Source organism: Roseovarius spongiae, from assembly GCF_003651245.1.
In the GTDB taxonomy this organism is placed as follows: domain Bacteria; phylum Pseudomonadota; class Alphaproteobacteria; order Rhodobacterales; family Rhodobacteraceae; genus Roseovarius; species Roseovarius spongiae.
The window spans coordinates 388,975-415,183 of the sequence record NZ_RAPE01000003.1 but is presented as its reverse complement, the minus strand read 5'-3'; the positions used below and the strand labels follow the sequence as shown (position 1 = coordinate 415,183).

25 protein-coding genes and 1 tRNA gene are annotated in these 26,209 nt (G+C 68.1%); 12 read left to right on the top strand and 14 right to left on the bottom strand.

All coding sequences use genetic code 11. From position 1 onward, the window contains the following. Nucleotides 1–8: 8 nt before the first annotated feature. Complete coding sequence (locus D6850_RS13275; protein ID WP_121167681.1) at nucleotides 9–845, bottom strand: carbon-nitrogen hydrolase family protein; 837 nt, start codon at nucleotides 843–845, stop codon at nucleotides 9–11. Between the two features lie 50 nt (nucleotides 846–895). Continuing rightward, complete coding sequence (locus D6850_RS13270; protein WP_245964182.1) at nucleotides 896–1,852, bottom strand: GlxA family transcriptional regulator; 957 nt, start codon at nucleotides 1,850–1,852, stop codon at nucleotides 896–898. Between the two features lie 74 nt (nucleotides 1,853–1,926). Here D6850_RS13270 and D6850_RS13265 point away from each other — a divergent pair, with 74 nt between their 5' ends. The 4 genes from D6850_RS13265 (at nucleotide 1,927) to D6850_RS13250 (ending at nucleotide 7,126) form a co-directional block, all read left to right on the top strand. Then, nucleotides 1,927–3,177, top strand: a complete 1,251-nt coding sequence (locus D6850_RS13265; protein WP_121167679.1) for a sarcosine oxidase subunit beta family protein — start codon at nucleotides 1,927–1,929, stop codon at nucleotides 3,175–3,177. A 154-nt stretch (nucleotides 3,178–3,331) separates the two neighbouring features. Then, nucleotides 3,332–3,619, top strand: a complete 288-nt coding sequence (locus tag D6850_RS13260) for a sarcosine oxidase subunit delta (protein WP_121167676.1) — start codon at nucleotides 3,332–3,334, stop codon at nucleotides 3,617–3,619. Continuing rightward, entirely contained in the window at nucleotides 3,616–6,564 is a 2,949-nt protein-coding gene (locus tag D6850_RS13255) for a sarcosine oxidase subunit alpha family protein (protein ID WP_121167674.1), read from the top strand. Before D6850_RS13260 ends, D6850_RS13255 begins: the two co-directional genes overlap by 4 nt. After that, the gene (locus tag D6850_RS13250) at nucleotides 6,557–7,126 is read left to right on the top strand and encodes a sarcosine oxidase subunit gamma (protein WP_121167672.1); all 570 of its coding nucleotides are present in this window, start codon (nucleotides 6,557–6,559) and stop codon (nucleotides 7,124–7,126) included. The genes D6850_RS13255 and D6850_RS13250 overlap by 8 nt, the downstream gene beginning before the upstream one ends. Before the next feature lie 8 nt (nucleotides 7,127–7,134). Here D6850_RS13250 and D6850_RS13245 read toward each other — a convergent pair. Continuing rightward, a tRNA-Gly gene (locus D6850_RS13245) sits at nucleotides 7,135–7,208 on the bottom strand. A gap of 257 nt (nucleotides 7,209–7,465) precedes the next feature. Between D6850_RS13245 and D6850_RS13240 the strand changes: the two genes are divergently transcribed. Beyond that, on the top strand, nucleotides 7,466–8,461 hold the full coding sequence (locus D6850_RS13240) for a type I glyceraldehyde-3-phosphate dehydrogenase (protein ID WP_121167670.1): 996 nt from the start codon (nucleotides 7,466–7,468) through the stop codon (nucleotides 8,459–8,461). Here the strand turns inward: D6850_RS13240 and D6850_RS13235 are convergent. After that, complete coding sequence (locus tag D6850_RS13235; protein WP_121167668.1) at nucleotides 8,458–9,141, bottom strand: fused DSP-PTPase phosphatase/NAD kinase-like protein; 684 nt, start codon at nucleotides 9,139–9,141, stop codon at nucleotides 8,458–8,460. The genes D6850_RS13240 and D6850_RS13235 overlap by 4 nt on opposite strands. A gap of 144 nt (nucleotides 9,142–9,285) precedes the next feature. Here D6850_RS13235 and D6850_RS13230 point away from each other — a divergent pair, with 144 nt between their 5' ends. Next, nucleotides 9,286–10,482, top strand: a complete 1,197-nt coding sequence (locus D6850_RS13230) for a pyridoxal-phosphate-dependent aminotransferase family protein (protein ID WP_121167666.1) — start codon at nucleotides 9,286–9,288, stop codon at nucleotides 10,480–10,482. A 34-nt stretch (nucleotides 10,483–10,516) separates the two neighbouring features. On the opposite strand, the gene D6850_RS19530 is transcribed toward D6850_RS13230, so the two are convergent. Both D6850_RS19530 and D6850_RS13225 read right to left on the bottom strand, forming a co-directional pair. Continuing rightward, nucleotides 10,517–10,693, bottom strand: a complete 177-nt coding sequence (locus D6850_RS19530; RefSeq protein WP_166434053.1) for a hypothetical protein — start codon at nucleotides 10,691–10,693, stop codon at nucleotides 10,517–10,519. Nucleotides 10,694–10,750: 57 nt separating this feature from the next. Continuing rightward, nucleotides 10,751–11,857, bottom strand: a complete 1,107-nt coding sequence (locus tag D6850_RS13225; protein WP_121167664.1) for a pyridoxal phosphate-dependent aminotransferase — start codon at nucleotides 11,855–11,857, stop codon at nucleotides 10,751–10,753. A gap of 130 nt (nucleotides 11,858–11,987) precedes the next feature. On the opposite strand from D6850_RS13225, the gene D6850_RS13220 reads away from it, so the two are divergent. Next, entirely contained in the window at nucleotides 11,988–12,782 is a 795-nt protein-coding gene (locus D6850_RS13220; protein WP_121167661.1) for a crotonase/enoyl-CoA hydratase family protein, read from the top strand. Between the two features lie 7 nt (nucleotides 12,783–12,789). Here the strand turns inward: D6850_RS13220 and D6850_RS13215 are convergent, their stop codons facing one another. Next, the gene (locus tag D6850_RS13215) at nucleotides 12,790–14,010 is read right to left on the bottom strand and encodes a urate hydroxylase PuuD (RefSeq protein ID WP_121167659.1); all 1,221 of its coding nucleotides are present in this window, start codon (nucleotides 14,008–14,010) and stop codon (nucleotides 12,790–12,792) included. A gap of 5 nt (nucleotides 14,011–14,015) precedes the next feature. Beyond that, nucleotides 14,016–14,369 (bottom strand): hydroxyisourate hydrolase, encoded by a 354-nt coding sequence (gene uraH / locus D6850_RS13210; RefSeq protein ID WP_121167657.1) that lies wholly within the window; start codon nucleotides 14,367–14,369, stop codon nucleotides 14,016–14,018. 81 nt (nucleotides 14,370–14,450) lie between these two features. Between uraH and puuE the strand changes: the two genes are divergently transcribed. Both puuE and D6850_RS13200 read left to right on the top strand, forming a co-directional pair. Continuing rightward, nucleotides 14,451–15,866 carry an allantoinase PuuE gene (gene puuE / locus D6850_RS13205; protein WP_121167655.1) on the top strand — a complete coding sequence of 472 codons (1,416 nt, stop codon included), beginning with the start codon at nucleotides 14,451–14,453 and terminating at the stop codon, nucleotides 15,864–15,866. Beyond that, nucleotides 15,863–16,348, top strand: coding sequence for an ureidoglycolate lyase (locus D6850_RS13200; protein WP_121167653.1), 486 nt, complete (start codon nucleotides 15,863–15,865; stop codon nucleotides 16,346–16,348). Before puuE ends, D6850_RS13200 begins: the two co-directional genes overlap by 4 nt. Here D6850_RS13200 and D6850_RS13195 read toward each other — a convergent pair. After that, nucleotides 16,342–17,013, bottom strand: a complete 672-nt coding sequence (locus D6850_RS13195; RefSeq protein ID WP_121167651.1) for a TIGR04283 family arsenosugar biosynthesis glycosyltransferase — start codon at nucleotides 17,011–17,013, stop codon at nucleotides 16,342–16,344. The two genes, D6850_RS13200 and D6850_RS13195, sit on opposite strands and share 7 nt — an antisense overlap. A gap of 66 nt (nucleotides 17,014–17,079) precedes the next feature. Between D6850_RS13195 and ygfZ the strand changes: the two genes are divergently transcribed. Beyond that, on the top strand, nucleotides 17,080–17,814 hold the full coding sequence (ygfZ, locus tag D6850_RS13190) for a CAF17-like 4Fe-4S cluster assembly/insertion protein YgfZ (RefSeq protein ID WP_121167649.1): 735 nt from the start codon (nucleotides 17,080–17,082) through the stop codon (nucleotides 17,812–17,814). 49 nt (nucleotides 17,815–17,863) lie between these two features. Here the strand turns inward: ygfZ and efp are convergent, their stop codons facing one another. After that, nucleotides 17,864–18,427 (bottom strand): elongation factor P, encoded by a 564-nt coding sequence (gene efp, locus D6850_RS13185; RefSeq protein WP_121167647.1) that lies wholly within the window; start codon nucleotides 18,425–18,427, stop codon nucleotides 17,864–17,866. A 217-nt stretch (nucleotides 18,428–18,644) separates the two neighbouring features. Between efp and D6850_RS13180 the strand changes: the two genes are divergently transcribed. After that, nucleotides 18,645–18,974 (top strand): DUF6280 family protein, encoded by a 330-nt coding sequence (locus D6850_RS13180; protein ID WP_121167645.1) that lies wholly within the window; start codon nucleotides 18,645–18,647, stop codon nucleotides 18,972–18,974. Between the two features lie 149 nt (nucleotides 18,975–19,123). On the opposite strand, the gene D6850_RS13175 is transcribed toward D6850_RS13180, so the two are convergent. The 4 genes from D6850_RS13175 to D6850_RS13160 all read right to left on the bottom strand — a co-directional run bounded on the left by D6850_RS13175 (nucleotide 19,124) and on the right by D6850_RS13160 (nucleotide 24,199). Then, a complete protein-coding gene (locus tag D6850_RS13175; protein ID WP_245964181.1) occupies nucleotides 19,124–19,966 on the bottom strand; it encodes a prolipoprotein diacylglyceryl transferase in 843 nt (280 codons plus the stop codon). Nucleotides 19,967–20,048: 82 nt separating this feature from the next. Next, nucleotides 20,049–21,482, bottom strand: a complete 1,434-nt coding sequence (locus tag D6850_RS13170) for a TolC family outer membrane protein (RefSeq protein ID WP_121167641.1) — start codon at nucleotides 21,480–21,482, stop codon at nucleotides 20,049–20,051. 55 nt (nucleotides 21,483–21,537) lie between these two features. Continuing rightward, nucleotides 21,538–22,191: a protein-L-isoaspartate O-methyltransferase family protein gene (locus D6850_RS13165; protein WP_121167639.1), complete on the bottom strand. Its 654-nt coding sequence runs from the start codon at nucleotides 22,189–22,191 to the stop codon at nucleotides 21,538–21,540. A gap of 118 nt (nucleotides 22,192–22,309) precedes the next feature. Then, on the bottom strand, nucleotides 22,310–24,199 hold the full coding sequence (locus D6850_RS13160; RefSeq protein ID WP_245964180.1) for a polysaccharide biosynthesis protein: 1,890 nt from the start codon (nucleotides 24,197–24,199) through the stop codon (nucleotides 22,310–22,312). 377 nt (nucleotides 24,200–24,576) lie between these two features. Between D6850_RS13160 and glpD the strand changes: the two genes are divergently transcribed. Then, nucleotides 24,577–26,151 carry a glycerol-3-phosphate dehydrogenase gene (gene glpD / locus D6850_RS13155; RefSeq protein ID WP_121167635.1) on the top strand — a complete coding sequence of 525 codons (1,575 nt, stop codon included), beginning with the start codon at nucleotides 24,577–24,579 and terminating at the stop codon, nucleotides 26,149–26,151. Nucleotides 26,152–26,209: the final 58 nt, after the last annotated feature.

Sequence of the window (26,209 nt, the reverse complement as noted above, 5' to 3'; positions counted from 1 at the left end):
TGCAAACCCTATCTGTCCGCGGCGTCCGGCGGCGCGAAATCCGCGTCGTTCATCAGGCTTGGCACCCGCGCCTCGGTGGCCGCGACCATGTCGAGGTCGAGCGCGGCCAGGATCACGCCGGGCCCCTCGTCGCCATCGGCCAGCACCTCGCCCCAGGGATCGACGATCAGCGAATGGCCGTAGGTCTCGCCTCCGCCCGGCACCGGGCCGGTCATCGCCGCGGAGACGACAAAGCGCGTCGTCTCGATCGCGCGGGCGCGGTTGAGAACATGCCAATGCGCCGCCCCGGTGCGCGCGGTAAAGGCCGCGGGGCAGGCGATCATGTCGGCCCCGCCCTGCGCCAGCGCGCGGAAGAGATGCGGGAACCGCAAATCATAGCAGATCGTGTGGCCGATGCGCGCCAGTGGTGTGTCGTGGATCACCACGCGAGTCCCCGGATCGACGCGGTCGCTTTCGCGATAGACCTCGCTTTCGGAAAGCCGCACGTCGAAGAGGTGAATCTTGTCGTAGCGCCCCGCGATCCCGCCCTCGGGCGAGAGCATGAAACCGCGGTTGATGATGCGCCCGTCCGGCCCGGTGACGGCGATGGAGCCGAGGTTCACCCAGACGCGGTTCTGCGCCGCGAACCCCCGCATCGCGCGCAGCACCGGATGCGCGTCCTCCTCCGCCATCGGCGGGGCGACCGCCGCGCCCTCGGTCGCCAGCCCGCCGCAATATTCCGGCAGGAACAGCATTTGCGCGCCGCGCGACACCGCCTCTTCGGCCAGTGGCAGCGCCTCTTGCAGCGCCGCGTCGAAATCCGGGCGCGCGCGGGTTTGCAGGCAGGCGACGGTCAGCGGGGGCATGGGGCGCTCCTTTGTTCGGGCCCTGAGGCTAGCGCAGCCGCCGGGGCGGTTCAACGATAGGCCGAGGGCGGCGCGCCGAACTGCGCCGAATAGGCGCGGCTGAAATGCGACGAGTTGGCGAACCCGGTGGCCAGCGCGATCTCGGTCAGCGACAGGGCCGAGTTGCGCAACAGGCTCTGCGCCCTTTCGAGCCTCAAGCGCCGGTAGTAACTCATCGCCGAGACGCCCAGCTCATCGCGGAACAGCCGCCCCAACTGCCGGGGCGAGACGCCCGCCAGAACCGACAGTTGCCGCAGGTCCAGCGGATCGGCCACGTGGCTTTCCATCGCGGCGATCGCGTCGAGCAGGGCGGGCGCGTGGCTGCCCACGCGCTCGACCAGCCCGGCGCGCTGCGGGCCGATGGGCGGGCGCACCTCGGTGTGCATGAACCAGTCGCTGACCGCGCGGGCGAAAACCGCACCATGATCGCGCGCGATCAGCGCGTGCATGAGGTCGAGCGGCGCGGTCCCGCCGGCGCAGGTCACGCGATCGCGCTCGATCACGTAGAGCGTGCGCTCGATCGCCAGATCCGGCGCGATCTCGGCCAGCGCGGCGGCATGTTCCCAGTGCAGCGTCATCCGCCGCCCCGCCATCAGCCCGGCGCGGGCGAGGATCACCGGTCCGCCCGACACCCCGCCCAGCAGCGTGCCCGCCCGCGCCAAGCGCCCCAGCCAGCGCAGCACGCCCGCGTCCTCGAACTGCATCGGATCGCCCCCCGCGACCACGAAGAGCTGGTCAAGCGCGGGCGCCTCATTCATCGCGCAATGCGGCGTGACCGAGGCCGCGCCGGAACTGGCGACCGGGCCTTCGCCGATGACGCGCACGTCATAGAGCGTCCGCCCCGCCAGCAGGTTCGCCGCGCGCATCGGCTCGCTCAGCGACGCGAAGGACATGATCGCGAAGCCGGGGATCGGCAGGATGCCGACGCACATCGGGCGGGATTCGGGCGATTTGGCCATCATGGACATGTATCCGTCCGTTTCGGGATAGTCCACCGGCCCCGAACCCTTGATTATGCAAGACGCAGAACAGGAGCCCGCCCATGCGCTATTCCGCCCTTCGCATCCTCAAGGAAGGCCTGACCGGCAACAAGGGCTGGAAACCCGCCTGGCGCGACCCCGAGCCCAAGCGCGAATACGACGTGGTCGTCATCGGCGGCGGCGGGCATGGGCTCGCCACGGCCTACTACCTCGCCCGCGAATACGGGATCACCAATGTCGCGGTGCTGGAAAAGGGGTGGATCGGGTCGGGCAACGTGGGCCGCAACACCACGATCATCCGCTCCAATTACCTATTGCCGGGGAACGAACCGTTCTATGAGCTGTCGCTGAAGCTCTGGGAGGGGCTGGAGCAGGATCTGAACTACAACGCGATGATCTCGCAACGCTCGATCCTGAACCTCGTGCACTCCGACGCCCAGCGCGACGCCTTCATCCGGCGCGGCAACGCGATGTTCCTCGCCGGCGCGGACGCGGAATACGCCGACGCCGACCAGCTGCGCCGCGAACTGCCGTTCCTCGATTTCGACAACGCCCGCTTTCCGATCCGCGGCGGGCTCTACCAGCGGCGCGGCGGGACGGTGCGCCATGACGCGGTCGCCTGGGGCTATGCGCGCGCAGCGGACGCGCGCGGCGTCGACATCATCCAGAACTGCGAGGTCACCGGCTTCGACATCGAAGACGGAACCTGCCGCGGCGTGGAAACCACCCGCGGCCCGATCCGCGCGCGCAAGGTGGCGATGTGCGTCGCCGGATCCTCGGGCCGGGTGGCCGCGCTTGCGGGCATGCGCCTGCCGATCGAGTCCCACGTCCTCCAGGCCTTCGTGACCGAGGGGCTGAAGCCGGTGCTGCCCGGCGTCATCACCTTCGGCGCCGGCCATTTCTACGTCAGCCAGTCCGACAAGGGCGGGCTGGTCTTCGGCGGCGATATCGACGGCTACAACTCCTACGCGCAGCGCGGCAACCTGCCCGTGGTCGAGGACGTGTGCGAAGGCGGCATGGCGATCATGCCCATGATCGGGCGCGCGCGGCTGCTGCGCTCGTGGGGCGGCGTGATGGACATGAGCATGGACGGCTCGCCCTTCATCGACCGCACCCATATCGACGGGCTCTACTTCAACGGCGGCTGGTGCTACGGCGGGTTCAAGGCGACCCCGGCCTCGGGCTGGTGCTACGCGCATCTGCTGGCGAGGGACGCGCCCCACCCGGTCGCCGCCGAAATGCGGCTCGACCGGTTCCGTCGCGGCCACATGATCGACGAAAAGGGTGTGGGCGCCCAGCCCAACCTGCATTGAGACCCGCGATGCTTCTTCTTTGCAGAAATACTCCAATCCCCCACCCGCAACAGGCCGGAACCCCGGGCATTGCGCCCCCCGGTTCCGGCCGCGCAATTTTCTTCCAAGAAAATTGGGAAGAATTTTCCAGAATTCTTCCCCGCCTGGAGGCCACATGCTCATAAACCACCCCCTTCTCGGCCCGCGCGACGCGGCCGAGTTCACCTATCTCGGCGACGCCTGCCTGATCGAGCGCCCCGACCCGGACGCCAAGGACGCGGCCGAGCGGTTCCTCGAATACGGCTACCTGCGCGACAACGTGGCCGGCGAGATGCGCGAGCTCTGGTATCACGAACAGGGCGATCGCAGCTGGCTCGTGGTGACGCGCGACACGCTCACGCACGAGATCACGAGGGTGGAAATCGCGCGCGATGTCGCGCGCGAACGGGGGCGCAGCACATGAGCCAGACGAACCGCATCGCCAAGGGGCTGATCGACACGTCCCGCACGGTCGACTTCACCTTCAACGGACGCGCCATGCAGGGCCACGCGGGCGACACGCTCGCCTCCGCGCTCCTGGCCAACGGCCAGCTTCTCGTCGGGCGCTCCTTCAAGTATCACCGTCCGCGCGGCATATTCACCGCGGGGTCGGAGGAGCCCAACGCGCTCGTCCACCTGCGCGACGGCGCGCGGCAGGAACCCAACACCCGCGCCACGGTCGCGGAACTCTACGACGGGCTGACCGCGACCAGCCAGAACCATCGCGGATCGCTCGAACACGACCTGATGGCGGTCACCGACCTCATGTCGCCCTTCCTGAGCGCGGGGTTCTACTACAAGACCTTCATGTGGCCGCGCGCCTTCTGGGAGAAACTCTACGAACCCGCGATCCGCGCCTCGGCGGGCCTTGGCCGCCTGTCGATGGAGGACGATCCCGACACCTACGACAAGGGCTACCTGCATTGCGACCTGCTGGTGATCGGTGCCGGTCCCGCCGGCCTTTCCGCCGCGCTTGCGGGCGGGCGCAGCGGCGCGCGGGTGATCCTCGCGGACGAGGATTTCCGCATGGGCGGGCGGCTCAACGCCGAGACGCTCGCCGTGGACGACATGCCCGGTTCCGCATGGACCGAGGCCGCCCTGGCCGAATTGCGGGCGATGCCGAACGTGCGGCTGATGACCCGCACCACGATCTACGGCGCCTATGACCACGGGGTCTACGGCGCGCTGGAACGCGTGACCGACCACCTGCCCGATCCCGGGGTAAAGCCGCGCCAGGTGCTCTGGCGGATCTATTCGCGCCGTGCCGTGCTGGCCGCGGGCGCGACCGAGCGGCCCATCGCGTTCGGCAACAACGACCGGCCCGGCATCATGCTCGCGGGCGCCGTGCGCACCTACGTGAACCGCTACGGCGTCACGCCGGGCCAGACGATGGCCGTCTTCACCAACAACGATGACGGCTGGCGCACCGCCGCCGACCTCGCCGCGAAAGGCGTCGACGTGCGCGCCATCGTCGACACGCGGGACCGCGCGGCGGTCTGCGACGTGCCGGGCGCGCGGCATATTCGCGGTGCGGCGGTGATGGACACGGTCGGGCGCAAGGCCCTCAAATCCATCACCCTGACCGACGGGCAGGTCATTCCCTGCGACGCGCTCGCGGTCTCGGGCGGGTGGAACCCCACCGTGCACCTGACCTGCCACCAGCGCGGCAAACCCGAATGGAACGAGGCGATCGATGCCTTCGTGCCGGGGGCGCACCTGCCTGCCGGGATGGTAGTTGCGGGGGCCGCGAACGGGCAACTGACGCTCGCCGCCGCGCTCGACGAAGGGCGCAAGGCGGCCAATGCGCAACTCAAGGATCTCGGTTTCACCCCGTCGCGCAAACCCGGTCCCAAGGCCGAGGATGAGCCGCGCGAGGGCGCGCCCGTCTGGTACGTCCCCGAAAGCCGCAAACGCGCGTGGCTCGATCTTCAGAACGACGTGACCGTCAAGGACATCAAGCAGGCCCACCGCGAGAATTTCCGCTCGGTCGAACACATGAAGCGTTACACGACGCTCGGCATGGCCACCGACCAGGGCAAGACGTCGAACATTCCCGCGCTCGCGATCATGGCCAAATGCACCGGCAAATCGATCCCCGAGACCGGCACGACGATCTTCCGCCCGCCTTACACGCCGGTGCCCATCGGTGCGCTTGCGGGCCGCGCGAGGGGCCGCGATTTCCGCCCCTACCGGCTGACACCCAGCCACGAATGGGCCAAGGCCAACGGCGCCACCTTCGTCGAGGTCGGCAACTGGCTGCGTGCGCAATGGTTCGTCCGCCCCGGCGAAAAGGGCTGGCGCGACAGCGTGGACCGCGAGGCGCTGCAAACGCGGCAGACGGTCGGCATCTGCGACGTGACCACATTGGGCAAGATCGAAATCCAGGGCCGCGACGCGGCGGCGTTCCTCAACAAGGTCTACGCCAACGGTTTCGCCAAGCTGCCCGTGGGCCGCATCCGTTATGGCATTATGCTGCGCGAGGACGGCATCTGCTACGACGACGGCACCACCGCGCGGATGGGAGAAAACCATTTTGTCATGACCACGACGACCGCCAACGCGGTGCTGGTGTTCCGCCGGATGGAATTCGCGCGCCAATGCTTGTGGCCGGACATGGACGTGCATCTGATCTCCACGACCGACGGCTGGGCGCAGTTCGCCGTCGCGGGACCGAAATCGCGCGACCTGCTGCGCAAGGTGGTGGATAAGGAACACGACATCTCCAACGACGCGTTTCCGTTCATGGCCTGCGGCGAGGTCACGGTCTGCGGCGGCACGCCCGCGCGGCTCTTCCGCATCTCGTTCTCGGGTGAATTGGCGTTCGAGGTCGCCGTGCCTGCGCGCTATGGCAATGACATGATGCGCGTGCTGATGGAGGCGGGGCGCGAGTTCGACGCCGTGCCCTACGGCACCGAGGCATTGGGCGTGATGCGCATCGAAAAGGGCCACGCCGCGGGCAACGAACTGGACGGGCGCACGACCGCGCACAACCTCGGGCTGGGGCGCATGGTCAGCGCCGCCAAGGACTGCATCGGCAAGACCCTGTCGCAACGCCCCGAATTGCAGCGCGACGACGCCGTGAAACTCGTCGGTTTCCGCCCGGTCGACCGCTCGCGGAATCTCATCGCAGGATCGCATTTCATCAGCCAAGGGCGCGACGCGGTGATGGCCAATGACGAGGGCTGGATGTCCTCGGTCGCATGGTCTCCCAGTCTAGGCCATTCCATCGGCCTCGGCTTCATCCGCTCGGGCGATGCGCGCATGGGCGAGGTCGTCCGCGCCGTCAGCCCCGTGCATGACACCGAGATGCAGGTCGAGATCACCTCGCCCCATTTCATCGACCCCCAAGGAGAGCGCCTGCGTGCCTGAATTCACCCTCACCGCCGCCCCCCCGCTCGCGGGGTATGATCGCGATTTCGGCGCCGTCACGCTGAAGGCGCCCGAACACCTCGCCATCGTCTCCATCGCCCTGCCGCTGGGCGGAGAGGACGCCGCGAAGAAGGCGATCAAAGCCGCCTTCGGCGTCAACCTGCCGGAGGTGGGTCGATCGGACGTCGCCAAGGACAAGTCGGCCGCGCTGATGCGGCTCTCGTCCGACCAGGCCTTCGCGCTCTTTCCCTGCGAAACCCCCGACGCGGAGCGGCAGATCGCCGCGAAGCTCGACGGCGCGGCCTACACCACCGACCAGAGTGATGTCTGGTGCGCGCTGGAAATCAGCGGAACGGGCGCACGCGCGGCGCTGGAACGCATCTGCATGATCGACCTGCACCCGGATGCCTTCGCCCTGAACGCCATCGCCCGCACGGTGATGGAGCACCTCGGGGTCATCATCGCGCGCACCGGAGACAACACCTACCTGCTGCTCTCGGCCAGTTCATCGGCGCAGTCGTTCCTGCACGCGCTGGAGACGTCGATCGAGAATACGCAGTAGGAAGAGGCTGGAGCGGGTAGCGGGAATCGAACCCGCACCTTAAGCTTGGAAGGCTCTTATGATACCATTTCACCATACCCGCCCGTGCGCCCCCTAGCTATGCGCGCCGTGAAAAGGCGTCAAGCCCGATCTGCCCGCGAAAACCTGCTTTCAATGTTCTCCAAATACTCCCGCCGGAGGCGCCCGAAGCTGATGGGCGGGAGCCTCCGGCAGGGATATTTTCAGCAAGAAGAAGCGAGGACGCCCGCGAGGGCGGAGGAGCGGCGCGGCGGAATTTGCTGCTTGGCATCCTCCCGCTGATTGCTTTAGCGATACCGTGAAAGCAGCCCGGAGCCCGCCATGACCGAACGTCCCGTCCGCATCGCCATCAACGGCTTTGGCCGCATCGGGCGCGCGATCCTGCGCATCCTGCTGCAAGGGCGCGAGGGGTTCGAACTCGTCCTCATAAACGAGATCGAGCCGCTTGAAACCTGCGCCTACCTCTTCGAATATGACAGCGTCTACGGCGCCTGGCCGGGGACCGTCGAAACCGCGCCGCGAACCTTGATCGTCGATGGACGGCGGATCGCCTTTCACGCCGAACCCGACCTGCGGCGGCTCGACCTATCTGGCGTGGACCTCGTGCTCGAATGCACCGGCATGGCGGGCGCGCGGACAGTCGCGCAGCGCGGGATCGAGGCGGGCGCTGGCGCCGTGCTCGTCTCGGGGCCGGCGGAGGAGGCTGACATCACGCTCGTACTCGGCGCGAATGACGAACGCCTGGGCGACGAGCGGATCGTCTCCAACGCCTCCTGCACCACCAACGCGCTGGCCCCGCTGCTGCGTCTGCTCGACGACGCCTATGGCGTCCAGGGCGGGCAGATGACGACCGTGCATTGCTACACCGGCAGCCAGCCCACCGTGGACAAGCCGCGCGGCGCCCCCGAGCGCAGCCGCGCCGCCGCGCTCTCGATGGTGCCCACGACCACCAGCGCGCAGCATCAGACCGACCTCGTGCTGCCGCATCTCGCCGGACGGGTCGAGGCGCGCGCGATCCGCGTGCCCACCGCCAGCGTATCCTGCATCGACCTGATCGTCGCGACCCGCGCTTCGGTCACGCGCGAGGGCGTCAACGCGCTCTTGCGCGGGGCGGTGGAGCCCGGCGGCGTCTTCGGCTGGACCGACCGGCCGCTGGTGTCGTCCGACCTGCGCGGGCGGCCCGAATCGATCATCCTGTCGGGGCGCGAAACCTCGCTCGGCGCGGGCGGGTTGCTGCGGGTTTTCGGGTGGTATGACAACGAATGGGGCTTTTCCTGCCGGATGCTCGACATGGCCGAGCGCATGGCGCGGCGTTAGAAGAGCGGTTTGAACTTACGTTCGAAATCGCGCTGCACCTGCTCGTTGTCGTATTCGGTCGCCACCCAGTCCTCGAACCCGATCGGATCGCGCGCGTTGCGCGCATCGTAGAGATCGAGGATGTAATCCAGCACCCCGGTGCGCGAGCGCCTGAAATGGATATATTTCAGCCCCAGCATCTTGCGCGCCTCCGACACCGGCCGTCCCTCGATCACCATGAGGTAGATCGCGGCGGCGAACCCGGCGCGGTCCGCGCCCGACTTGCAATGCATGACAAAGGGTTTCTCGATACTGCGAAAGGCGGCGATGACGGCGGCGATGTCCTCGGGCGGGGCGGCGAAGCGCGCGTGCAGCGTCACGCTCACGAGGTTGAGGCCGAGGCGCGCGCAGCTTTCCTCCTCGGCCAGGTAATGCGCCGCTCCGGCCGATCCGCGCAGGTTCAGGACGCTGCGAAATCCCATCGCCTTGAGCCGCTCGAACCGGCGGTGCGTCGGCTGGTTCGAACGCCACACGCCCGGCGCGACCGGGTAGTGATTGGTCCATAAGACGCGCAGCGCCGCGTGGTCGAACCAGAGGTTGTAGATATTGGCGCGGCGGCGGTTCTCGGGGGTGGAGAGGTCGGTGTTGTAGGACTGGCGCAGGTTGCGCTCCCACTCGGTAAGCCGTTTGATGAGCCGCATGACCGCCCCGATCCCCTGCCGCGCCGCACCCCGCGCCGCGTGAAAGGCCGGTTTATGCGGGCTGTCTGCGCAAGGCAAGCGATTGACGCCCGCCCCCCGCGCGGTAGTGTCGCGCGCAAGCGGATTTCTTGCGGAGCGCGCCCCATGAGCCTTGCCAACGGTCGGACCTACCTTGCCATACCCGGCCCCACCGCGGTGCCGGACGCGGTGCTGCGGGCCATGCACCGCGCCGCGCCCAATATCTACGAGGGCGAACTCATCGGCATGACCGAAAGCGTCGTGACCGATCTGCGCCGTGTGGCGCGCACCGAACATGACGTCGCGATCTACATCGCCAATGGGCATGGCGCATGGGAGGCGGCGCTTTCCAACGTGCTCGCCCCCGGCGCGCGGGTGCTATCGCTCGCCACCGGGCGGTTCGGCCACGGCTGGGCCGAGATGGCAGGAACGCTCGGCCTCGATGTCGAGATGATCGATTTCGGGGTGAGGGCGCCGGTGGACGCGGATCGCGTGGAGGCGGCGCTGCGCGCGGACAAGGACCGGCGGATCAGGGCGGTTCTGGCGACCCATGTCGACACCTCGAGCGGGATTCGCAGCGATCTGCCGGCGCTGCGCGCCGCCCTCGACGCCGCCGGGCATCCCGCGCTCCTGATGGCCGACTGCATCGCCAGCCTCGGCTGCGACCGGTTCGAGATGGACGCCTGGGGCGTCGATATCGGCGTCACCGCCAGCCAGAAGGGGCTGATGACGCCGCCGGGGCTGGGGTTCGTCTTCTTCAACGACCGCGCGGCGGCGGCGCGCGCGGCGATGGAGCGGGTCGGCCCCTACTGGGACTGGACCCGCCGGGCGCGCCCCGACGTCTTTTACCAGTATTTCGCCGGCACCGCCCCGACGCATCACATCTACGGCCTGCGCGCCGCGCTCGATCTCATCCTCGATGAGGGGCTTGAGGCGGTCTGGGCGCGGCACGAAACGCTTGCCCGGGCGATCTGGGTCGCGGCGCAGACCTGGGGTGAGGCCGGCGCGCTGCGCCTCAACGTGGCGCAGCCTGCGCATCGCAGCCACGCGGTGACCGCTCTGTCGCTGCCCGCGCCGAAGGGCACGGAGCTGCGCGACTGGGTGCAGGAAAACGCCGGCGTGACCCTTGGAATCGGCCTGGGCATGGCGGAGCCGGATGACCCGGCCTGGCACGGCTTCTTCCGCATCGGGCACATGGGGCATGTGAACGCGCACATGGTGCTGGGCGCGCTGGGCGCGATCGAGGCGGGATTGGCGGCGCGGGATATCCCGCACGGGGCCGGGGGCGTAAGCGCCGCCGCGGCACTACTGGGCGGGCGGTAGGATCTGTTTTTCTCACTAGGAAGGGTGCAGCGCGTCAGCCCCGCCGCCCCACGCGCCGGATCAAGAGGTCAAGCCCGTAACCGGCCGCCAGCACCACCGGAAGGCCGAAGGCGGCCCAGAGGGCGAAGAATATCCAGAGCAGGTTGATGAGCCCCATCGCCAGGGCGGCGTTGGTGTAATCGGGGGCAGAGGGCAGGATACCGCGTCGCATGGTTTCAGCCTAGCGCAGATCGCCCGCGATCGGGCGCGGCATCTTGTCCCGCGGGGGTCATGCGCGCGCATCCGCCAATGCGCGGGGCAGGGCGGCCTTGAGGAGCGCCAATTCCTCGGGCGTGCCGCAGCTGACGCGGATGCAGCGATCCTGTGGCGCGGCGAAAGGCATCCGCACGAAGATTCCCGCTGCTGTAAGCGACGCCAGCACGGCGCGGGCGAAATCGCCGTCGCTGCCGCAATCGACGCTGACGAAATTCGTGGCCGACGGCAGCGCGACCAACCCGTTTTCGCCCGCGATCCGGGTGATTTCATCCCGCGCGGCGGCGACCCGCGCGCAGGTGCGCGCCAGCCAGTCGGCATCGTCCAGCGCCGACAGCGCGCCCGCCTGCGCGGCGCGGTTCATGCCGAAATGGTTGCGCACGCGCTCGAACGCGGCGATGAGGTCCGCCGCGCCGATCGCGTAGCCCACGCGCGCGCCGGCCATGCCGTAGGCCTTGGAAAAGGTGCGGAAGCGGATCACGCGGGGGTCTTCGGCGTCCACCGACAGGGCGGTCCCTTCGGGGGCGAATTCGACGTAAGCCTCGTCGACGATCATCAGGCAGCCCTCGGGGAGGTCGTCGAGCGCGCGGGCTAGGGCCGCGCCCCTGTGCCAGCTTCCCATCGGGTTGTCCGGATTGGCGAGGTAGATCAGTTTCGCATCGACCGCCGCCGCATGCGCGATCAGCGCGGCCGGATCCTCGTGATCGTCGCGATAGGGCAGCTTGTGCAGCGCGCCGCCATAGCCGGTGACGTGGTAGTTGAACGTCGGATACGCGCCATCGGAGGTCACCACCGCGTCGCCCGGCGCCACCAGCAGCCGCACGAGATAGCCGAGCAGCCCGTCGATGCCCTCGCCCACCACGATGTTGGCCGGCGCAACACCCATCCGCGCGGCCAGCGCATGGCGCAAGTCGAAGCTCGCCGAATCGCCGTATTTCCATACATCGCTCGCCGCCGCCTGCATTGCCGCCACCGCCAGCGGCGAGGGGCCAAAGACGTTTTCGTTCGCGCCGAGCCGCGCCTTGAAACGCATCTCCGCTGCGCGTTCCTGCACTTCGGGGCCGACGAAGGGAACGGAGGCGGGCAGCGATCGGGTGAGCCGTGTGTAGCGCGGATAGGTCATTTCCGCAGATAAGGCCAAGCTGACAGCGCGCGCAATCCCGTTATGACCGCCGCCGGCGCCGTGACGTGACGCTTGCCTTCCCGCGAAGCGCGCGCTGTCATGGTCCCGCCCGCAATGAGGAGCCCGCGCCATGCCCCGCGTCACCACAGAGATCGCCGACCATATCGCCCATGTCCGCCTGACCCGTCCCGATAAGCGCAACGCCGTCGATCCCGACATGGCCGAGGCCATCGTCGCCGCGGGCGAATCGCTGAGGCAGGCCGACATTCGCGCGGTGATCCTGTCTGGCGACGGCGCCGCGTTCTGCGCGGGCCTCGACGTGGCGAGCTTTGCCCGGTTCGCCGCCTCCGACCCCGGGGCGCTGGTGATGCCGCGCACACATGGCGACGCCAACCTGTTCCAGGAGGTCGCGCTGACCTGGCGCAATCTGCCCGTGCCGGTGATCGCCGCGTTGCATGGCGCGGTCTATGGCGCGGGGTTCCAGCTCGCCCTGGGCGCCGATATCCGCATCGCGGCGCCGGATGCGAAGCTGGCGATCATGGAGATGAAATGGGGCCTCGTGCCGGATATGGGCGGCATGGCGCTGTTGCCGCATCTCACGCGTAGCGACGTGATCCGCCGGATGACTTACACCGCTGAGCCGATCGGCGCCGCGCAGGCCGCGGAATGGGGGCTTGTCACCGAACTGGCGGACGATCCTCTCGAGGCGGCGACTGCGCTGGCGCAGCAGATCGCGGGCCGCAGCCCCTCGGCCATTCGCGCCGCGAAGGCCCTGATCGCCACCGCGGAAAGCGGCGCGGCGCGGGCCGATGTCCTGATGGCCGAAAGCCGCGCGCAGGCGGGCCTGATCGGCGGGCCCGAGCAGATGGAGGTGATCGCCGCCAACATGGCCGGGCGCGCGCCCAAGTTCGCCAAGGGCGACTGACGCGGCCCTACTGCGCCGCGCCGCGGAACCAGCGCACGATGGCCTGCCGCTCATCCGGTTCCATCCACGACACGTTGGCCGGCGGCATCGCGTGGCTGCGCCCGGCCTGAAGGTAGATCGCGCGCGCCTGATCGGCGATCTGCGCGGGCGTTTCCAGCATGACGTGATGCGGGGCGCGGTGGATGCCGGGCCAGACCGGCTCGGCCGCGTGGCACATGGAGCAACGGCCGAGCACGATGTCCTGCACCTCACCGAACCCGTCGGCGGCGGCAAGGCGGGTTGCCGCCGGGCCCATCGCCGCGTCTTCGGCGGGCGGGCGCGGGCCGGCCGTGCTCAGCCACGCGATGCAGAGGAACAGCAAGACCGTCACCGCCCATGTCCAGTGCGGGTTGCCCTTTCGCGCGTGGCGGGTGTTGAAGTAATGCCGGATCGTGACCCCCATGAGGAACACCAGCGCCGCGATCAGCCAGTTGTATTGCGTGGCGAATGCCAGCGGCGCGTGGTTGCTCAGCATCAGGAACACAACCGGCAGCGTGAGATAGTTGTTATGGGTCGAGCGCAGCTTGGCGATGCGGCCGTATTTCGCGTCCGGTTCGCGCCCCGCGATCAGGTCTTTCACCACGATCCGCTGGTTGGGCATGATGACCAGGAACACGTTCGCCGTCATGATCGTCGCCGTGAAGGCGCCGAGATGCAGCATCATCGCCCGCCCGGTGAAGACCTGCGCATAGCCCCAGCCCATCGCCACCAGCATCGCGAACAGGAGCAGCATCAGCACCGTCGGCCGCGCCGCGAGGGCCGAGCGGCAGAGCGCGTCATAGACGAGCCAGCCCAGCGCCAGCGACCCCGCCGAGATGCCAATCGCCTGCCACGTCGCCAGATCGGCCTTTTCCGCGTCGATCAGGTAAAGTTCGGCCCCCGCCCAGTAGATCACCATCAGGAGCGCGGCGCCCGACAGCCAGGTGGCGTAGCTTTCCCACTTGAACCATGTCAGGTGCTCGGGCATCCGCTCGGGCGCGACGAGGAACTTGCGGATGTGGTAGAACCCGCCGCCATGCACCTGCCATTCCTCTCCATGCGCACCGGGGGGCAGGTCGGGCGCCTTGCGCAGCCCGAGGTCCAGCGCGATGAAGTAGAACGACGTGCCGATCCACGCCATCGCCGTGATGACATGCAGCCAGCGCAGCGCGAAGCCCGCCCATTCCCACAGGATCAGCATTTCGGTCATTCGCCTCAGCTCCCCCGGTAGGTCGAATATCCGAAGGGCGATAGCAGGAGCGGCACGTGGTAATGCGCGTCCCCGTCCGAGACGGCGAACCTGATCGGCACCGCGTCGAGAAACTTGAGCGGCCCCGTCGCCAGCCCGTGCCGCTCGAGGTAGTCGCCGCAGGCGAACAGAAGCTCGTATTCGCCGGGCGCGAAGGCGTCGCTCGGCAGGATGGGCGCATTGGTGCGCCCGTCCGCGTTGGTCACCGCCTGCGCCAGTTCGCGCCGCACCTCGCCAAGCGCGAAGAGCGTGATGCGGACGCCTTGCGCCGGCACGCCGCGCGCGGTGTCCAGAACATGGGTCGTGAGATAGCCTGCCATGCGCTTCCTGCCTTTTCGCTGTAACTTTGCCCAGCTTTAGCAGAAGATCGCCCGCAAATCACACCGCCAAACGAGGTTCACATGGACCGTTACCCCCGTGACATGCGCGGGCATGGCCCCGTCCCGCCCGACCCGCAATGGCCCGGCGGCGCGAAGATCGCCGTGCAGTTCATCCTGAACTACGAGGAGGGCGGCGAGAACTGCATCCTGCACGGCGACGCGGCGTCCGAGGCTTTCCTGAGCGAGATCGCCGGCGCCGCCCCATGGCCGGGGCAGCGGCACTGGAACATGGAATCGATCTACGAATACGGCGCGCGCGCCGGGTTCTGGCGGCTGCATCGGCTCTTTGCCGAATACGCGATGCCCGTCACCGTCTATGGCGTCGCCACCGCCCTTGCCCGCAGCCCCGAACAGGTCGCCGCCATGCAGGAGGCGCAGTGGGAAATCGCCAGCCACGGCCTGAAATGGATCGACTACCGCGACCACCCGCGCGAGGCCGAGGCCGCCGACATGGACGAGGCCATCCGCCTCCATACCGAGGTGACGGGCGCGCGCCCCGAAGGCTGGTATACCGGGCGCTGTTCGGCCAACACGGTGGACCTTGCCGCCGCCACCGGGGCGTTCGCCTATGTCGCGGACAGCTACGCCGACGATCTGCCCTACTGGTATGAGGCCCCCACCGGCGCGCAGCTGATCGTGCCCTATACGCTCGACTGCAACGACATGCGCTTCGCTACCGCGCCGGGGTTCGGCACGGGCGAGCAGTTCTTCGCCCATCTGCGCGACAGTTTCGACGCGCTCTACGCCGAAGGTGAGGCGGGCGCGCCGAAAATGCTTTCGGTTGGCCTGCATTGCCGCCTTGTCGGACGGCCCGGTCGGGTTGTCGCGCTGCGCCGGTTCCTCGATCACGTCGCCGCGCGTGAGGGCGTGTGGGTCGCCCGGCGCGTCGATATCGCGCGCCACTGGCAGGCGACGCATCCTCATGTGGCCCGGCAGCGTCCCTCGCGGATGTCGCTCACCGAATTCACCGCGGCCTTCGGCGGCATGTTCGAACATTCGCCGTGGATCGCCGAGGGCGCGCACGCGCTTGAGCTTGGCGCCGCTCATGACAGCGCGGCGGGCTTGCATAACGCGCTCTGCCGCGTCTTTCGCGCCGCCGATGACGGCGCGCGCCTCGGTGTGCTGCGCGCGCATCCCGATCTCGCGGGCAAGCTGGCGGCGGCGAAACGGTTGACCGCCGAGTCCGCGCGCGAACAGGCCGGCGCGGGCCTTGACGCGCTGAGCGACGCGGATCGCGCGGAATTCACGCGAATGAACGCCGCCTATACGGATAAATTCGGCTTTCCCTTCATCATCGCGGTGCGCGACCACGACACCGCCTCGATCCTCGCCGCGTTCGCCGCGCGGCTGAAGAACGACCGCGCCGCCGAGATGGCCGAGGCCTGCCGCCAGGTCGAACGCATCGCGCTCCATCGCTTGCGTGATCTGCTGCCATGAGGACCATCGCCGCGCAGCACCTGACTCCCGCCCGTTTCGCCCCTTTCGGCGACGTGATCGCCCTGCGCACAGCGCCTGACTGGCTGATAAACGAGGGGCGCTGCGGGCGTCATCACGACCTCGCCCGTCTCGATTTCAGCGAGGGGCGCGCCGGGATCAGCCTCTTTGACGCGGCTCCCGTCACCCTGCCCATGACGCTCGCGATGATGGAGCGGCATCCGGACGGCTCCCAAGCCTTCCTGCCGATGAACGGCGCCGCCTGCCTCGTTACCGTGGCGCCGGACGAAGGCGGGCGCCCCGGCGCGCCACGCGCCTTCGTCACGGCGCCCGGGCAGGGGGTGAACCTGCTCCGCGGCGTCTGGCACGGCGTCTTCGCCCCGCTCGGCCCCGGTCCCTTCGCGGTGATCGACCGGATCGGGGAGGGCGCGAATCTCGAGGAACACTGGTTCAAAACTCCCTGGGCGGTCACCGCCCCTCAGTAACGCCGCGCCAGCGCCTCGGGGTCCGCGCCGCCGAGATAGCGCAGCAGCGCCCAGAGGTTCCGCGCCCCCCGCCGCAGCCAGCCGTCGCGCGCATAGCGCGCCGCGCTGGTCGTCACGCGCCCCGGCATCCGCTGCAACCGCCGCCCGAGCGCGCGCGCCATCGCCACGTCCTCCATCAGCGGGATCTCCGCGAACCCGCCCGCCGCGTCGTGATCGACCCTCGAGAGCAGCAACCCCTGATCGCCATAGGGCAGCGCAAACAAACACGAGCGCAGGTTCGCCCACCCCGCGACAAGGCGCGGCGCAACGCCGCGCGCATCGAAACCAAGGCCGAAATACCCCGGCCGCCCCGTCGCCATCTGCGCCCGCACCACGGCGGGCCAACCGGCAGGCAGCACCGTGTCGGCGTGCAGCACCAGCATCCACGCGCCCTCGGCCACCGCCGCGCCGCGCCGCAATTGCCCGCCGCGCGACGCCGGCCCGGTCACGACCCGCGCGCCGACGTCGCGCGCAATCCTGGCCGTCGCGTCCCGCGAACCCCCGTCCGAGACGATCAATTCGCGGATCAGCCCGTCCCCGACCCCCTCCATCAGCGCCTCAAGCGCCCCCGGCAAGGTTTCGGCGGCGTCAAGCGTGGGCACGATGACCGACAGTTCCGCGCGCATGATCCCCCTCCTGTTGCCGCCCCGCTTCGATCCTATATGACAGGGAGAACATGAACGGGAGGGGCCATGACACGCGCCATTCACCAGATTGCCGGCAGCGACGCGGAATCGTTCCTGCAAGGGCTGATAACCACCGACATTTCCCGGCTCGATCACGGGCTGGTCTATACCGCGCTGCTGACGCCGCAGGGCAAGTATATCGCCGATTTCTTCCTGCTCCGGCAGGGGGACGCGATCCTGCTCGACGTGGATGCCGGCATTTCGGACGCGCTCATGCAGCGGCTCAACATGTATCGCCTGCGCGCCGACGTCGCGATCGCGCCCAGCGACCTGAAGGTGCGGCGCGGCACCGGCGACATGCCCGACGCGGCGCTTGCCGATCGGCGTCACCCGGCGCTCGGCTGGCGGCTCTACGGTAGCGAGGCGGGCGATGACGGGACCGACTGGGACGCGATCCGCGTCGAACATTGCATCCCCGAAACGGGGATCGAGCTGACCCCGGACACCTTCATCCTCGAGGCCGGGTTCGACCGCCTGAACGGCGTCGATTTCCGCAAGGGCTGCTTCGTCGGGCAGGAGGTGACCGCGCGCATGCGGCACAAGACCAACCTGCGCAAGGGGCTGGCCACCGTCGACATCAAGGGGACCGCCCCGGTCGGCACAGCCATCACCGCCGATGGCAAACCCGCCGGCACGCTCTTTACGCAGTCAGGCGACCGGGCGATCGCCTACCTGCGTTTCGACCGCGGGACCGGCCCCATGCAGGCGGGCGAGGCGACGGTGACATACACGCCGACATGAAAAAAGGGGCGTGACCGCCCCTTTCAATGTTCCGGAAATACTCAATAGCTCACGCCCGTTCGGAGTATTCCATCGTCTCGGTATTGACGACGATCTCCTCGTCCTGCCCGACAAAGGGCGGCACCATCACCTTCACGCCATTGTCGAGAACAGCGGGCTTGAAGCTGTTGGCGGCGGTCTGACCCTTCACCACCGGCTCGGTCTCGGCGACGGTGCAGGTGACCTTCTGCGGCAGGGATGCGTTCAGCGCCTCGGATTCGTGGAATTCCACGGTGATCGTCATCCCGTCCTGAAGGAAGGGTCGCCGCTCGCCGAGGATCTCGGCGGGCAGTTCCACCTGCTCGTAGGTCTCGGCGTCCATAAAGGTCAGCATTCCGTCGCTCTCGAACAGGAACTGCATGTCCTTCTGCTCGAGGCGCACCCGCTCGACCTTGTCGGCGCTGCGGAACCTTTCGTTGAGCTTGGAGCCGTTGCGCAGGTTGCGCAGCTCGACCTGGGCGAAGGCGCCGCCCTTGCCGGGCTTGACGTGATCGACCTTCACCGCCGACCAGAGCCCGCCGTTATGCTCGAGCACGTTGCCGGGGCGTATCTCGTTTCCGTTGATCTTGGGCATTATGGCGAAACCTTGTCCAAAACTTGATTAAATTCTGCGCAGACCTATATCTTGCGAGGTGCAGAGGAGCAAGCCAACGACATATCGTGCTGCAGGTGCGAAAGGTATGCGCCCAACGCATGGATGGTATGCATGTCTGCCCTATCCGAATCGAACGAAAGCAGGCATAACCAACGCCGAGCCGAAAACGCAAGAGCAATAAAATCAAGGACGAATCATGAAAGATTTCGTTGACGGTGCCGCCTTCAACAATGAGCAAGGCAACCGGGCACGCAAACTTTTCGCGGCTGTCGTACTGGCCGCACTGGACGACGCCATCTCGGACGACAAGAAGTATGGCAACGGTCCCGATCAAATCGCCCGCTGGGCGCGCTCGCGCGACGGGCGCGAAGTGCTGTCCTGCGCCGGCATCGACCCCAATGAGCGCGTCGTGAACGGCCTCATGGAGTTCGTGTCCAAGGGCGTGCGCACTTCGGTCGCGCTGTCGCGCGAGGAAAGCGAACGGCGTCACGCCGCGGCAGCCGCCGCGCAGGCCGAAGCCGCCTGAACCCGGAATTCACTTCCGCAAGACCTCAGAAGCCCCGCCAATTCGGCGGGGCTTTCTGCATTTCCGGTTCGAGGCGGGCGGCGCGGCGCCAGGGCTTCTGCAAAAGCCTTGGCGGCGTCACCTGCCGTCAGCGGATTTCGCGAAGCGGTCTATTCCAGTTCCTGGCTCGCCAGAGCGCGGTGAATTTCACGGCGGACGAGCTTGCGGACGTTGCGGGTGATCCGCTCGCCCAGGCCGCCCTGGAGCTCCTGCCTGACGATCTCGGTTACCAGGTCGCGCAATGCGTCCTCGTCCAGGATTGCGTCCTCCGGCTCCGCGTCGAGGAAATCGTCCTCTTCCAGCCGGTCCTCGGACTCCGCGCCCCCCGACATCGGGGTTTCCAGCTCATCGTCGAGCGTATCCGGGGCTTCATCGTCATCTTCCGGCGCCTGCGCCTCGCTCGCGTCGGCCTCGTCATCCGCATCGGCGTCCGTGTCCATGGCGGCGTCGGTTTCCGTCGCGCCGTCCGCGTCGCCGCCGGTGTCGCTCGGGACGTAGTCTTCCCACGGGAGCGGCGCGACCGGGCCGCCGGCGTAATCGTCGTCCGAGGCGCCGTCCGGTTCCCACTGGTCGTCGCGGCGAGCGACGACCTGCTCAAGTTCCGCGACGCGCGCCTTGAGCGTGTCGGCAGGGGTATCCGGCGTTTCCGCCTCCGCGCCTTCGGCGTCGTCGGTTTCGGCCCGCTCCTGATCTTCATCCTCTTCACGCTGCGACGCCTGCGATTCGGGCGGGGCGTCCGCGTGTTCCGCGGTTCGATCGCCTGTTTCCGCCTCTTCCTGCGGCGCGTCGGCGGCGGCCTCGTCCACGCGGAAGGACGGGGTCAGCACCAGCTTCTGCGCGCCCTCATCGTCGGATGCGGCTTCCCCGCGGCCGAGGGAAGCGGCGTCGCGCGATTCGCTAGAGACGAGCCGCCGGATCGAGGACAGAACGTCCTCTATTTCCACGTTTGTCACGGGGTCTGACATGACTGCACCATTCTTGCCTCGTCCCCAGCTTAGCGGCGGGACGGCTTTCGCACAACAGATAGGACGGGTTTTACCGTTTGCCGAGCGATTTCAGAACGCGATCCAGCTGCCTGCCCTGCTTGCTGCTGGGGACCGGCGCGGTCTTCACGAGGTTGTAATAGGCCGCCGGATCATAGGTCTGCACCGCCAGGTTGAGATCGCGCACCGTCAGCTGGCCCATCGCGGCCAGCACCCTGTAGGCGGCGATATAGACATCCGCCTGCGCCGAGATCTGATCGAAGCGCGCGTTCAGCAGTTCCTGTTCGGCGTTCAGCACGTCCAGCGTGGTGCGCGAGCCGAGCTTGGCCTCCTCGCGCACGCCGTCAAAGGCGACCTGCGCGGCGCGCACGCCCTCCGCGCCCGCGTCGGCGGTGGCGCGGGCGGCCCGCAGCACGGCGTAGGCGTTGCCGACATTCTGGCGCACCGCGTGGGTGGTGACGTGCAGCACGCCGCGCTGCGCGTCGCGCAGCGCCTGCGCGCGCCGCTTGGCCGCGCTGAGCCGGCCGCCCTGGTAGATCGGCCCCGTCGCCTGCACGCCAAAGCTGCCCTGTCGTCTGAAACTGCTGCCGCCGAACTCCTCGGTGACCCCGAGGCTGCCGTTCAGCGTCACGCGCGGCTTCATCGCGGCCTCGGCCACGCGGATGTTCAGTTCCGCCGCGGCGACGTCATGCTGCACCTTCAGGACGTCGGGATGGCTGCGCACCGCGACGGCCTTGGCCGAGTCGACCGAGCGGGCGATCCTGGGAAGGCGCGGCGGCTGGGTCAGGCGTCCGGGCCTGTGCCCGATGGCGGCGATGTATTCCTCGATCGCCTGCGTGAGGTCGCCCTGCGCCTGCGCCAGCGCGCCGCGCGCCGACGCGAGCCGCGCCTCGGCCTGCGCGACGTCGGTGCGCGTCACTTCGCCCACTTCGAACCGGTCGCGCGCCGCGCGCAATGATTGGCTGATCACCCGGACGTTGGATTGCCGCAGGCTCACGAAACGCGAATTGCGCTGGACGTTCATATAGGCCTGCACGGCGCGCAACAGCACTTGCTGCTCGATCCCGATCAGCGTCTGGCGGGTCGCGAGCACGGCCTCCTTGGCGGCGCTGATCTGAAGCGGCGTGCGTCCGAAATCGTAGAGCAGCAATTCGGCAGTGATGCCGGCGCTGGCGTTCGTGTCGCCTGAGCTGCGCGTTCCCGGAAGCGGCGTGTTCGGAACCTTGGAGAAGCTGCGGGTGATGTCGCTTGACCAGTTGATGATCGGCCTGAGCCCGGCCACGGTCGCCGCCACGTCCTCGTCCGCGGCGCGCAGCAGGGCGCGGTTCTGCACCAGCAGTCCGCTGTGTTTGTAGGCGCTGACCAGCGCATCGGCGAGGCTCTCGGCCCGTGGCGCGGCGGGGGCGGCGAAGGCCAGTGACGCGGCAAGGCCAAGGGCCGGGATCGCGCGCCTCAGCCAGGTTGCGGGTCGGTTTGCTTGTTTCATCGTTGTTCTCATCCCTGTCACCCCTTTGCCGCCCTTCTTTCCTGTCGCGCCGTTCCTACAGCGCGAAGGCGGTCTCCTGCTCGAACCCGGGCAGCACCGGCGCGCTCGCGTTGAATGCGTAGCGCCAGTTCATGTGCCCGTCGATCTTGTAGCCGATGCGCACCACGCCCAGCGTCCCTTCCATGAAGAGACAGGCGATGCGTCCGCCGTCCTTGAGCTGCGCGATGATCGCGTCCGGCACGGTCTGAACGCCGCCCTGCACCACGATCACGTCGTAGGGGCCGTGTTCGGGCGCGCCGCCGGTCAGCGGGGCCTCGTGGATCACCACGTTGTCGATTCCCTGCTCCAGCAGCATGGTCGGCGCTTCGGACGCCATTTCGCCGTCTTCCTCGAGCGCGATCACCACCTGGGCGAGCTGGGCCATCACCGCCGCCGAGTAGCCCAGCGCGCTGCCCACATCGAGCACCATCTCGTTGCCCTCGATGTCCAGCGCGTCGAGCATCTTGGCCAGGGTTCGCGGCTGCAACAACACGCGCCCGTCGCCAAGCGCGAGGTTCTCGCCGACATAGGCCGCTTCGCGCAGCTGGCGCGGCACAAAGGCCTCGCGCGGGACGCGCAGCATCGCGTCGATAACCGGGAACTTGGTCACGTCCGAAGTTCGGATCTGGGTGTCCACCATCATGGTGCGCCGCGCGGCGTAGTCGGTCATGGTCGATACTCTTGGCTTTGGAACGTCACTGGGTCACTATCGTCTTGCCATAGACGGCGCATCACGGCAACGGCGCGCGCGCCGGATTTGCCGGAGTGCGGCAAAATCGCATGACGCGTCATTCGCCGGCCCGCAGCATGGGCCGGGCGTGGTGGACCTCTCCGTCCCAGAGCAGGTCGACGATCCGCGCGTCCGGCTCATAGCCCGTGGGCGCCTCGGCGATCAGCCGCCGCAACGCGGCGATATCGTAGGTCTGGCAGGCCGCGAGCAGCCGGTCGAGCAGCGCGTCGAGCGCGGCGGGCGCGAGGGTCGCCTCATGCGCGGTCATGATCCGCGGGTGGAGAGTCGCCGCGGACTCAGCGCCGATCAGCAGTTCTTCGTAGAGCTTCTCGCCAGGGCGCAGCCCGGTAAAGGTGATGGCGATGTCGCCATCGGGTGGATCGGTCTGCGCGTCGGCCCCCTCGATGACGCGGTAGGGCCGCAGCCCGCACAGCCGCACGATCCGGTCGGCGAGGTCGGCGATGCGGATCGGCTCTCCCATATCGAGGACGAAGACGTCGCCCCCCGACGCCATGCCCCCCGCCTGGATGACGAGCTGCGCCGCCTCGGGGATGGTCATGAAGTAGCGGGTGATCTCGGGATCGGTGACGGTGACCGGCCCACCGCGTTCGATCTGCTTGCGGAAACGCGGGATGACGGACCCGGACGATCCCAGCACGTTGCCGAAGCGCACCATCGAGAAGGTGGTCGCGCTCTGTCGTTCGGCGGCGGCCTGGCAGACCAGCTCGGCCAGCCGCTTGGACGCGCCCATGATATTGGTCGGACGCACCGCCTTGTCGGTGCTCACCAGGATGAAGGCCTCGACGCGCGCGTCGATGGCGGCGTCGGCCACGACTTTCGTGCCGAAGACGTTGTTGCGCAGCCCCTCGACCACGTTTTGCTCGACCAGCGGCACGTGCTTGTAGGCGGCGGCGTGGTAGATCGTCTGCACGCCGAAACGCTCGAGCGCCGCGGACATCCGGCCCGGGTTCTGGACCGAGCCGATCAGCGGCACGATGGGCACGTCGATTCCCTCGGCCTCCGCGGTTTCGCGCAACTCCATGTCGAGCGTGTAGAGCGCCAGTTCCGACAGTTCCCACAGCACCAGCTGCGCGGGCGACTGGCGCAGGATCTGGCGGCAGAGCTCGCTCCCGATGGAGCCGCCGGCGCCGGTGACCATCACCACCTTGCCGCGGATGTTGGACGCCATCAGCGCCTGGAGCGCGGGCACCGGGTCGCGGCCCAGCAGGTCTTCGATCGCGACGTCGCGCAGCTCATTCACCTTGGCCTTGCCCGACACGATGTCGGCGATGCCGGGGATCGTCTGCACCCGCACCGGCAGCATCTCGAGCCGCTCGACGATCACGCGGCGCTCGGCCCGGCTGGCGCTCGGCACCGCGAGCAGGATCGTCTCGATCCCGTGGCGTTCGATCAGATCGGCGACGGTGCCGGGCGCGTGGACTCGCGTGCCGCCGATATCCGTTCCCTGCAATTCGACGGCGTCGTCGACGAAAGCGACGACCCGGTATTCCGGCCCCTGCTCGAGCGAACTCAGCAATTGACGGCCCGAATCGCCGGCGCCGTAGATGATCACCGGAATGCGCTTGGCGCCTGCCGAGTTGCGGAAAAGACGGCGCATAACCATCCGGGTCCCGCCGATCAGGCAGAGCGCGGTCAGCCCGTAGATCGCCGGAACCGAGCGCGGCACCGGCAGCGACAGCAGTTGCGACACCGCGAAAAGGATGACAGCCGACGCGAACACGCCGATCATGATCGCGCGCACCGCCCGCATCGATATGTAGCGGATCACCGCGCGGTAGAACCCCAGTCGCACGAAGATCAGAAGCGACACCGGCACGGTCAGCCCGATCGCCAGCCATACTCCGCCATGAGTGAGGTAATCGTCGCCTTCCAGCCGCAGGAACATCGCCAGCAGGAAGCTGAAGACGAGAATGGCGGAATCCGCCACCAGCTGAATCGCGCGTTTCTGGGCGCGCTTCAGAGCAAGCAATCGCGTTAGGCTACCGTCCAGCATCCGCCAGGCCACCTGTCAATGCATGAGGGCCCACCGCCCCTGTCTTGAAATGTGCAGAATGTTTCAAAATGAATCCGCTCGCGGTCCGGCCATGAGCCGCCGGCGCATCGGCCGCATGTACACTGAAATCAGCATTTCCCTTTCATCGCCTGCCAGTATCGCGATTTTCGCGCTTTTCGGCAAGCGGCGATGCCGCAACCGCACGAGTCCGCCGATTTTCGCCGCCCCTTCCGCGCGAGCGCCGCATGGCGCGCGCGTTGACACGTTCGGCGCCGCGTGCTTTGCAGCCATGACATCCCGAGGACGCCCGCATGACCCGATCAAGCCCCGCCGAACCCGTCGATATCTTCGTGATCGGCGGCGGAATCAATGGCTGCGGCATTGCGCGCGACGCCGCCGGGCGCGGGCTGAGCGTCACGCTGGCCGAGATGAACGACCTCGCCTCGGCCACCTCCTCGGCCTCGACCAAACTGTTTCACGGCGGGCTGCGCTATCTCGAGTTCTTCGAATTCCGCCTTGTCCGCGAGGCGCTGCACGAGCGCGAGACGTTGCTGCGCGCCATGCCGCATATCAGCTGGCCGATGCGCTTCGTGCTGCCCTTGCACAAGGGGATGCGTTTCGAGGGCGGCACGCCGACATCAAGGCTGCTGGGAACGCTGATGCCGTGGATGCGCGGCCGGCGGCCCGCATGGCTGATCCGCTTTGGTCTTTTCCTCTACGATACGCTGGGCGGGCGGAAAATCCTGCCCGGCACGCGGTCGCTCGACCTGCGCAGGGATCCGGCGGGCAGGGCGTTGCAACCGCAGTTCACCCGCGCGTTCGAGTATTCCGACTGCTGGGTCGAGGATTCCCGCCTCGTCATGCTGAACGCCCGTGACGCCGAGGCGCGGGGCGCCTCGATCCTGACCCGCACCAAACTGGTGCATGCAGAGCGGCGCGGCGACCTCTGGCGCGTCACGCTCGAGGATACCGGCACGGGCGCGACGCGCGAGGTGACGGCCCGCGCTCTCGTCAATGCCGCCGGGCCCTGGGTCGAGCACGTGATCCGCGCCGATCTGAACCAGACGCCGAAGGAACACGTGCGCCTCGTGCGGGGCAGCCATATCGTCACCCGGCGGCTTTTCGATCACGACCGTTGCTATTTCTTCCAGGGCGCGGACGGGCGGATCATCTTCGCCATTCCCTATGAGCGGGACTTCACCCTGATCGGCACCACCGACGCCGAGCACCCCGACCCGCAGACCCCGCCGGAATGCACCGATGAAGAGGCGGAGTATCTCTGCCGCTTCGCCTCCGCGTATTTCGAGCAGCCGGTTACGCGGGAGGATATTGTCTGGACATATTCCGGCGTTCGCCCGCTCTATGACGATGGGGCCAAATCGGCGACGGCGGCGACGCGCGACTACGTGCTGAAGCTCAACACCGACGGCCCCGCCCCCCTGCTCAACGTGTTCGGCGGCAAGATCACCACCTATCGCCGCCTCGCCGAAAGCGCGCTGGCCGATCTTGCGCCCTACTTACCGCAGGCGGGCGGGGCGTGGACCGCCGGCGTCCCTCTGCCCGGCGGCGATTTCCCGGTCGACGGCGTGGCCGCGCTGACCGAAGATTTACTTGCCGCCTACCCGTTCCTCACCCCGGACTGGGCCGCGCGCCTGATCCGCGCCTACGGGACCGAAGCGCGCGATGTGTTGGGCGGCGCGAAAGCCGCCGCCGATCTCGGGCGTGATTTCGGCGCGACGCTGACCGAGGCCGAGGCGCGCTGGATGATGACCCGCGAATACGCCCGCACCGCCGAGGACATGGTCTGGCGGCGCACCCGGCTCGGCCTGCGGCTGAGCGCCGATCAGATCGCCGCGATAGATACGTGGATCGAAGCGCAAAACTGAGACTGGAGGCGTTGCAGAGAGGCGAAAGCCCGCTCTAGACTGGCGGCGAACCAGCCCT

Coding starts and splice junctions, on each gene's coding strand:
- D6850_RS13180 (WP_121167645.1), top strand. CDS start 18,645: ATGAAAGATTTCGTTGACGGTGCCGCCTTCAACAATGAGCAAGGCAAC.
- puuE (WP_121167655.1), top strand. CDS start 14,451: ATGGACCGTTACCCCCGTGACATGCGCGGGCATGGCCCCGTCCCGCCC.
- D6850_RS13255 (WP_121167674.1), top strand. CDS start 3,616: ATGAGCCAGACGAACCGCATCGCCAAGGGGCTGATCGACACGTCCCGC.
- efp (WP_121167647.1), bottom strand. CDS start 18,427: ATGCCCAAGATCAACGGAAACGAGATACGCCCCGGCAACGTGCTCGAG.
- D6850_RS13215 (WP_121167659.1), bottom strand. CDS start 14,010: ATGACCGAAATGCTGATCCTGTGGGAATGGGCGGGCTTCGCGCTGCGC.
- glpD (WP_121167635.1), top strand. CDS start 24,577: ATGACCCGATCAAGCCCCGCCGAACCCGTCGATATCTTCGTGATCGGC.
- ygfZ (WP_121167649.1), top strand. CDS start 17,080: ATGACACGCGCCATTCACCAGATTGCCGGCAGCGACGCGGAATCGTTC.
- D6850_RS13225 (WP_121167664.1), bottom strand. CDS start 11,857: ATGACCTATCCGCGCTACACACGGCTCACCCGATCGCTGCCCGCCTCC.
- D6850_RS13220 (WP_121167661.1), top strand. CDS start 11,988: ATGCCCCGCGTCACCACAGAGATCGCCGACCATATCGCCCATGTCCGC.
- uraH (WP_121167657.1), bottom strand. CDS start 14,369: ATGGCAGGCTATCTCACGACCCATGTTCTGGACACCGCGCGCGGCGTG.
- D6850_RS13170 (WP_121167641.1), bottom strand. CDS start 21,482: ATGAAACAAGCAAACCGACCCGCAACCTGGCTGAGGCGCGCGATCCCG.
- D6850_RS13235 (WP_121167668.1), bottom strand. CDS start 9,141: ATGCGGCTCATCAAACGGCTTACCGAGTGGGAGCGCAACCTGCGCCAG.
- D6850_RS13195 (WP_121167651.1), bottom strand. CDS start 17,013: ATGCGCGCGGAACTGTCGGTCATCGTGCCCACGCTTGACGCCGCCGAA.
- D6850_RS13270 (WP_245964182.1), bottom strand. CDS start 1,852: ATGTCCATGATGGCCAAATCGCCCGAATCCCGCCCGATGTGCGTCGGC.
- D6850_RS13230 (WP_121167666.1), top strand. CDS start 9,286: ATGAGCCTTGCCAACGGTCGGACCTACCTTGCCATACCCGGCCCCACC.
- D6850_RS13275 (WP_121167681.1), bottom strand. CDS start 845: ATGCCCCCGCTGACCGTCGCCTGCCTGCAAACCCGCGCGCGCCCGGAT.
- D6850_RS13265 (WP_121167679.1), top strand. CDS start 1,927: ATGCGCTATTCCGCCCTTCGCATCCTCAAGGAAGGCCTGACCGGCAAC.
- D6850_RS13260 (WP_121167676.1), top strand. CDS start 3,332: ATGCTCATAAACCACCCCCTTCTCGGCCCGCGCGACGCGGCCGAGTTC.
- D6850_RS13200 (WP_121167653.1), top strand. CDS start 15,863: ATGAGGACCATCGCCGCGCAGCACCTGACTCCCGCCCGTTTCGCCCCT.
- D6850_RS19530 (WP_166434053.1), bottom strand. CDS start 10,693: ATGCGACGCGGTATCCTGCCCTCTGCCCCCGATTACACCAACGCCGCC.
- D6850_RS13240 (WP_121167670.1), top strand. CDS start 7,466: ATGACCGAACGTCCCGTCCGCATCGCCATCAACGGCTTTGGCCGCATC.
- D6850_RS13165 (WP_121167639.1), bottom strand. CDS start 22,191: ATGACCGACTACGCCGCGCGGCGCACCATGATGGTGGACACCCAGATC.